The 6296-nt window shown below is 39.6% G+C and carries 7 protein-coding genes and 1 pseudogene; 7 read left to right on the top strand and 1 reads right to left on the bottom strand.

Features of this window, described 5'->3' with window-relative positions; translation table 11 throughout:
- Positions 1-420: 420 nt before the first annotated feature.
- The 6 genes and pseudogenes from rpmH to A3738_RS32530 all read left to right on the top strand — a co-directional run.
- A complete protein-coding gene (gene rpmH, locus A3738_RS29110; RefSeq protein ID WP_082878358.1) occupies positions 421-555 on the top strand; it encodes a 50S ribosomal protein L34 in 135 nt (44 codons plus the stop codon).
- Between the two features lie 10 nt (positions 556-565).
- Positions 566-934 (top strand): ribonuclease P protein component, encoded by a 369-nt coding sequence (gene rnpA, locus A3738_RS32525; protein WP_068476076.1) that lies wholly within the window; start codon positions 566-568, stop codon positions 932-934.
- A gap of 38 nt (positions 935-972) precedes the next feature.
- Positions 973-1218, top strand: coding sequence for a membrane protein insertion efficiency factor YidD (gene yidD / locus A3738_RS29115; RefSeq protein WP_082878359.1), 246 nt, complete (start codon positions 973-975; stop codon positions 1216-1218).
- A 33-nt stretch (positions 1219-1251) separates the two neighbouring features.
- Positions 1252-2913, top strand: a complete 1662-nt coding sequence (gene yidC, locus A3738_RS04710) for a membrane protein insertase YidC (protein ID WP_068483006.1) — start codon at positions 1252-1254, stop codon at positions 2911-2913.
- Between the two features lie 3 nt (positions 2914-2916).
- Positions 2917-4284 carry a tRNA uridine-5-carboxymethylaminomethyl(34) synthesis GTPase MnmE gene (gene mnmE, locus A3738_RS04715; RefSeq protein WP_068483003.1) on the top strand — a complete coding sequence of 456 codons (1368 nt, stop codon included), beginning with the start codon at positions 2917-2919 and terminating at the stop codon, positions 4282-4284.
- Positions 4285-4421: 137 nt separating this feature from the next.
- A pseudogene (locus A3738_RS32530) lies at positions 4422-5456 on the top strand (MFS transporter); the annotation flags it as partial.
- Here A3738_RS32530 and A3738_RS32535 read toward each other — a convergent pair.
- On the bottom strand, positions 5390-5596 hold the full coding sequence (locus A3738_RS32535; protein WP_369819767.1) for a DUF2523 family protein: 207 nt from the start codon (positions 5594-5596) through the stop codon (positions 5390-5392). The pseudogene A3738_RS32530 and the gene A3738_RS32535 overlap by 67 nt on opposite strands.
- A gap of 31 nt (positions 5597-5627) precedes the next feature.
- Between A3738_RS32535 and A3738_RS32540 the strand changes: the two genes are divergently transcribed.
- Positions 5628-6188: a lysophospholipid acyltransferase family protein gene (locus A3738_RS32540; RefSeq protein WP_369819768.1), complete on the top strand. Its 561-nt coding sequence runs from the start codon at positions 5628-5630 to the stop codon at positions 6186-6188.
- The last annotated feature ends 108 nt before the right edge of the window (positions 6189-6296 follow it).

Genomic DNA, 6296 nt, shown 5'->3' on the forward strand with positions numbered 1-6296 from the left:
TTTATTATAAAATTCAACAAATTAACAACTTACTAACAAGCTTGTGCACAAAATTAAATTTTAAATTTTTTATCCACAGTAAGCATTTACTAACTTGTGTAAATCAAAATGAATAACACGTTGAATAACTACAACTAAAAGTTATCCAAGATTTCTTCCAAGGCTTATTGAGGGCTTATCTACATAGTTAAGCACGTACTTACTAATCCAATAAATTATTGATTTTTATGGGTTTTTTATTGATATCCACAGAAGTTAGCGCCTACTAATAACTACTATTCACTATCTATTTCTTTTTTCTTATATTTATTAACTCTCACTACGTTCGAGAAAAGATAAAAAAAGGTTTGCGTGTTTAGATTAAAAGCCATACAATCCCGCACCCTGAATTTTTGCCAAACCAAGTTGTGAGTATTGCAAATGAAAAGAACATTCCAACCAAGCGTACTTAAGCGCAAGCGTACACACGGTTTCCGTGCACGCATGGCTACTAAAAGCGGTCGTCAAGTACTTGCTCGTCGTCGCGCTAAAGGCCGTAAAGTATTGAGTGCATAAGCATTCTATAATGACGGAAACGTCAGATAATACTTTTCCCAAATCGATACGCCTTCTGAATGCGAAAGATTATTCTGACGTATTCAGTGGCGTCGATATCAAACTCTCCACTCAATATTTTCTCTGTCTCGCAAGCAAACAAGAGCTCCAACATCCAAAGCTTGGGATCATTGTTGCGAAAAAAAACGTTAGATTCGCTGTAAACAGAAATCGCATAAAACGCGTTTTACGTGAAAGCTTTCGACAATCCCAACATAAGCTTCCTTCCTATGATCTAGTCTTCATGGCTAAACGCTCGGCTGCCGACGCTGAAAACGAAAACTTAAATAAAGAACTGCAATATATTTGGCGAAAGCTAAAACAAAGAGCTAAATCGTAGTACACTTGCCGGCGGTTTTTTAAACGGTCCATGTAGAAATGCTAAAAAAGCTATTTTTAATTCCAATACGCTTTTATCAACTAGCAATCAGCCCTATATTGCCTCCATCTTGTAGGTACTCACCTACCTGTTCGGAGTACGCAATTGAGGCAATTTCTGTGCATGGGCCACTCAAGGGTTCTTGGTTAGCATTAAAAAGAATTGGACGATGCCATCCTGGTTGTAAAGGCGGATTCGACCCTGTTCCGCTAACTAAAGACTCTGAGAATAAAGATATTTTATAGCACCTACGATAATAAATTAGTTGGTTTGACTGAATGGATATTAAAAGAACGATTATTTTTGTTGGCTTAGCCATCGTGTCTTATATGCTTGTTTTAGAATGGAACAAGGATTATGGAACTGCGCAAACGAAAGCCAAGGTAGAACAACAATCAGTTGTAAATGATGTGAGTTTTTCAAACGAAACTAGCGCTGAAGCTGAGTTTGCGGTACCGGGAGAGCAGACACAGTTATCTGAATCAACTAGCTCATCAGCAGCAAGTCAGTATATTTCTGTCGTAACTGATGTATTAGATCTGAAAATCAATACTGAAGGCGGTAACTTAGAATCAGCGTTATTGCTCAATTACGATGAAGGTTTTGATACGAATACGCCGCTTCCATTGCTTCAAAATGATAACCAACGATTTTATATTATCGAAAGTGGTTTATTTGGCAAAAACGGTTTTGACTCGTCTAAAAATGGCGGTAAACCGATCTATCAAAGTGCCCAGACTTCGTATGTGTTAGCAGACAATGAAGAACAGCTACAAGTTGATCTCAACTTCACTTCTGACGATGGCGTAGCTTTAACAAAACGATATACATTTGCTCGCGATGATTATCGTATTAACGTTGAATATTTAATAGATAATCAATCTCAGAACACATTCGAAGCGAATTTTTCAGGCAAGATTGTACGTGATAGAACCGTAGATCCATCACAACAAAATAGCCTAGGTATGCAGTCATATCTCGGTATGGTTCTGTCTAGCGCTGAAGAACCTTATGAAAAAATTGATTTCGAAGACATGCTCGAGTCGCCAGTGAATCAACAGATTCAAGGTGGTTGGATTGCATTTATTCAGCACTACTTTATTTCAGCATGGATTCCCGATTCTGAAGTCGTTCAAACGTATCAAACACGTGTCAAAAATGGTCGTTACTTGATGGGTTATATCAGTCCTGCGACTGTTGTAGCACCTGGCGAGAAAGCAAGTGTCGGTGGGCAACTATATCTTGGCCCTAAGATTATCGATCGGCTTGAAGCAACAGCGAAGAATTTAGACTTAACCGTAGATTATGGCTGGTTATTCTTTGTAGCTTATCCTTTGTTTTTATTGCTAGATTTCTTGCATGGCCTCGTCATGAACTGGGGTGTTGCAATTATCTTGGTAACTGTCGTCGTCAAAGTCTTATTCTTTAAATTATCTGCTGCGAGTTATCGCTCGATGGCCAACATGCGTCGTGTTGCGCCGAAATTACAGCAGCTGAAAGAGCAATATGGTGATGATCGCCAGAAAATGTCTCAGGCGATGATGGATCTTTACCGTAAAGAAAGTATTAATCCGCTGGGAGGCTGTTTACCAATCTTGGTTCAAATGCCGGTGTTTATCGCTCTATATTGGGTGTTGATGGAGAGTGTGCAGCTACGTCATGCGCCATTCTTCTTATGGATTGAAGATTTATCAGTTCAAGATCCTTTCTTCGTGTTACCTATTTTGATGGGCATTAGTATGTTCATTCAAATGCAGTTGAATCCGACCCCCCCTGATCCAATGCAGGCGAAAATTATGAAGATAATGCCTGTGATGATGACTGTATTCTTCTTATGGTTCCCTTCTGGACTGGTTCTTTACTGGTTAGTAAACAACATTTTATCGATAGCACAGCAGTGGTACATCACACGCCAGATTGAGAATGGTGCAAAAGCTTAGGGTATGACGGACTATCATTCTGACACCATCGCGGCGATTGCCACGGCAACGGGCCGTGGTGGTGTTGGCATAGTTCGTATATCAGGAGAAAAGGCGGTTTCAATCGCGCAATCTTTTCTTCGACAATCTCCGACTCCACGCCAAGCGCTTTACAGCACTTTCTTTGATGAAAATGGGCAAGCTATTGATCAAGGCATAGGCCTGTATTTTAAAGCTCCTCATTCGTTTACTGGAGAGGATGTGTTTGAGTTACAAGCACATGGTGGTCCAGTTGTTTTGGATATGCTGCTTAATACTTGTTTGGCTCATGGAGCTCGACTAGCAGAGCCTGGAGAATTTACTCAGCGTGCCTTTCTAAATGACAAGATAGATTTAGTTCAAGCTGAAGCAATAGCCGACTTAATTGATAGTAATTCTGAGGCTGCAGCACGCAGTGCTTTGCGTTCTTTGCATGGTGATTTTTCGAAGCGCATTACAAGTTTGACGAATGAATTGATTAAAATTCGGATGTTCGTTGAAGCTGCGATTGATTTCCCTGAAGAAGAAATAGACTTTCTTGCTGATTCCCAAGTTTTGCAACAATTAGATGGCTTGATTCTTAGTCTAGAAAGAGTCTTGAGTTCAGCGAATCAAGGTGCCCTCCTCACTGAGGGGGTTCGAGTTGTTATTGCGGGGCGTCCAAATGCTGGGAAATCGAGTTTATTAAATGCTTTGGCGGGAACGGATTCCGCGATTGTTACTGATATTGAAGGGACAACACGAGACGTCTTAAAAGAGCAAATCAATTTAGACGGCTTGCCTTTACACATTATCGATACTGCTGGTTTGAGAGATAGTTCTGATAAAGTTGAACAAATTGGTATCGAGCGAGCTTGGGCCGAAATAAACCAAGCTGATCTTATTCTGTTAGTTTTTGATGGAAAAAAAGAACCAAATTTTGATCCAAAAAATGATTGGAATGACTTTTTAGCGCGATTAGATCGACAAGATCATATTTTTCTTGTGCAGAATAAAATTGATCAAACAAGTGAGTCATCAGAATTCGTAAGCGATGGGGCTTATCCACTTATTCGTTTGTCCGCCAAGCTAAACAATGGTGTTGATTTGTTAAAACAAGAGCTCAAGAGCTTTGTGGGTTTTAAACAAGTTGAAGAAGGTACATTTACCGCTAGACGACGTCATTTGAACGCCTTAGATACTGCTTTGACGCATGTACGACTTGGGCGAGATCAGTTAGTGGTTGCTAATGCAGGTGAGTTACTTGCTGAAGATTTGCGTCTTGCTCAAGAAGCTCTGAGTACAATTACAGGACGTTTTAGTCCTGATGATTTACTTGGAGAAATATTTGGCAGTTTTTGTATAGGTAAATAAATACTATTACTGCAAACAAAATCTAAAGGTATTCAAGGATGAGCCAAAGTCAGTTATTAAAGAACAAAAAATTCGCTCCATTTTTCGCCACGCAGTTTTTTGGCGCCTTCAACGATAATATATTCAAAAATTGTTTGATGTTGATCGTTGCTTATCATGCCGTTGATAAGATTGCAGTGGATACCAATTTACTGCTCAATCTAGCGGCTGGTTTATTTATCCTTCCCTTCTTTTTGTTCTCGGCCATTGCAGGCCAAATTACCGACAAATATGACAAAGCGATGTTGATGCGGCGAATCAAGTTAGCAGAGATCGTATTGATGTCATTTGCTGCCTTAGCATTTATTTTTGAGTTGTATTACGTATTGTTGGCATTGTTATTTTTGATGGGCTTACAAAGTACGTTTTTTGGTCCTGCTAAATACGCGATTCTCCCTCAGCATTTAAAGCCCGAAGAATTAGTAGGAGGGAATGCGTTAGTTGAAATGGGCACCTTCGTTGCGATTTTATTAGGCACGATTGGTGCGGGCTTTATAGTGCAACACCCCCAATACTTGTGGTGGTCAGCTGTGTTAATAGTCGTCTTTGCAGTGATTGGTTATGTTTTTAGTCGGTCAATTCCATCGGCACCATCATCCCAACCTGATTTGCAGATTTCTTGGAATCCCCTGACTAACACTTATCAGATGGTGAAACTGATTAAGGCTGATAAACCAAGTTATTTGGCTATTTTAGCTATTTCTTGGTTTTGGTTTTTGGGTGCTGCTTATCTCACTCAATTCCCTAACTATTCAAAAGTAACGCTCCAAGGTGACGAGTCGGTTGTTACTCTGCTGTTAGCGATATTTACCTTGGGTATCGGCGTGGGCTCAATGCTCTGTGAAAAACTATCATCATCGCGCGTTGAGCTTGGCATTGTACCGTTTGGAGCGATTGGCTTAAGTGTGTTTGGTGTGGATTTATATTTTGCTAGCCAAGTGAATCTTGATCACTCAATTACATGGTTAATGTATTTTACCGGAGAACAGAGCTCGAGAGTCTTAATTGACCTTTTGGGAATTGGCATATTCGGTGGGATATTTATTGTGCCTCTTTACGCTTATGTTCAGAAACGTGCTGCAGAAGAAGTCAGAGCAAGAACAATTGCTGTTATCAATATTATCAACGCATTGTTTATGGTCGCTAGCGCGATTACGGCGATGATTTTACTCGGAATGCTTGATCTTACTATTCCTAAATTTTTCCTTGCATTATCGATTATGAATGTGATCGTTTGTGTATATATCTTTGTTCGAGTAAAGGATTTCTTTATTCGATTCGTTGTTTGGTGTGTATCTCACACCATGTATCGAGTGAAACACGTTAATTTGTCCAGTATTCCTGAAACTGGTGCAGGCGTTATTGTCTGTAATCATGTGAGTTACATGGACGCGTTATTGATTGCCGGTGCCAGCCCAAGACCCATTCGGTTTGTAATGGACTACAAGATATTTAAAAAACCTGTTCTATCGTGGTTCTTTAAGTTGGTGAATGCGATTCCAATTGCTCCCAAACATAAAGACGAAGAGACATACCACAATGCATTTGATGAGATTTCTAAGGCTTTAAATAACGATGAGCTTGTTTGTATTTTTCCAGAAGGAAAGCTAACTGATGATGGAGAGATAAAGCCTTTTAAAGCCGGGATCGAGCAAATTATAGAAAGAGATCCTGTTCCAGTAATACCATTAGCTTTGGTGGGCCTGTGGGGAAGCTTCTTTAGTCACAAAGATAGGCCTGCTCTTCAGAAAGCTCCAAAGCGGTTTTGGTCAAAGGTAAAGATACTCGCTTCTGCCCCTGTAATGCCTGAACAAATAAGCTCTAAAGCTTTAGAAGATATTGTTTTAACGCTGAAAAATTCCTAGATTCCTGTGGATAACATTGAGTTATTTCTTCGCTCATTAATATAAATATTAGTAAAAACTATATAAAACAATGGTTTATGATGTTTATTTTAAGTCTTATCTCTAAAA

The sequence above is a fragment of the Oleiphilus sp. HI0066 genome, assembly GCF_001635725.1.